1 protein-coding gene and 1 pseudogene are annotated in these 1,238 nt (G+C 48.1%); both read right to left on the reverse strand.

All coding sequences use genetic code 11. The features are described 5' to 3' along the window. A pseudogene (locus COY37_RS02720) lies at positions 1–220 on the reverse strand (hypothetical protein); the annotation flags it as partial. A gap of 114 nt (positions 221–334) precedes the next feature. Continuing rightward, positions 335–1,015, reverse strand: coding sequence for a protein disulfide oxidoreductase (gene pdo, locus COY37_RS02730; RefSeq protein ID WP_502692917.1), 681 nt, complete (start codon positions 1,013–1,015; stop codon positions 335–337). Positions 1,016–1,238 lie beyond the last annotated feature (223 nt).

Here is a 1,238-nt window from a genome sequence, read left to right on the forward strand (position 1 = left end):
GATCGAGCAACCTGATTGCATCTTGTTTGTATACTAAAAGATCGAGGTCTTTCGTCACGCGCGTGCGCCCATACTCGAGCATTGCAATACCGCCGGCAACCACAAACGGTACTTTAAGCTGGTGAAGCGCGTTAATCGCGTCGATATATACCGGTATCGCATCCCTCATTTTCTCGGGGATCAAAGGTGTAACATCATAAACTGGTTTTGCCGCCTCCATTTTGACTCCTTTCCCGTGTATACGTATTTATACCCACGAAAAGAGTTCCAGTATGCACCGATTCTTAAAATGTACACGTTAAGATGGCGGCACTTAAAAGCCCCGGTTTTGGACTTACCCACCTACGGCTTGCTTTAACTGCTCAACCATTGCAGCCTCCGGGACGGCACCCTCCACTGAAGTTTTGTCATTAATGACCGTCTTAGGCACCGCCATTACCGAGAAGCGCATTGCCATATCCGGAAACTCCGATGCCTCAAAAGCATCCGCCTTTACGTTGTCGTTTTCCATAGCCATCTGAAAGGCCAAACTGACCGCTCTTGGGCAGTAAGGTCAGGTGGGTGTGACAAATACCCGTAAATGAACCGGTTCCTTAATCTCGGCAAGCGCCCGCCTGGTATCATCGGTAAGCTTGGTTTCCCCTTTTGAAACGTTTATAAGGCCATCTAAAAGGGCCGAGAACTCATACCCCGACGGGATACCGTAATACCTGATCCCGTAATCTTTTTCTCCAACCAGAGCAAGCGCGGGCACGCCTTCTATGCCGTACTGCTCAACCTTATCCTTGTCTTTTATATAATCATAAACTTCAAGCTCAAGCTTACCGGATAGGCCTGCAAGCTCTTTGAGCATCTCTTCGGTTTCCGTGCAATATTCACACGGTGTTACCTCAACCTGAACGGGCAATTCAAGACTTGGTTGATCCTGCGTAAAGTACACCACCTTCACCGGCTGATTCATATTACCGCTTAACAACTCGTCTATCTCGCGCCTTTGGTCCTCATTAAAAATCATGCTCAACTCCCCCTTCAACCTACAACTTCAGCTTTTATTTCTCCAAAAAGCATCTTATAAAAATCGGGATAGGGGGCGGCTTTCGCCGCCGACCCTCCCACACCACCGTACAAGCGGGTCCGCATACGGCGGTTCGTCAGAATGAACGTACTACCGAGTATCGCTTCGTCAGACTAATTAGACCCAGTTTGGTTAAATGTTCGTTGGTAAAAGTACGTTTTAA

The sequence above is a fragment of the Candidatus Aquicultor secundus genome (genome assembly GCF_002791875.1).
Lineage (GTDB): Bacteria > Actinomycetota > Aquicultoria > Aquicultorales > Aquicultoraceae > Aquicultor_A > Aquicultor_A secundus.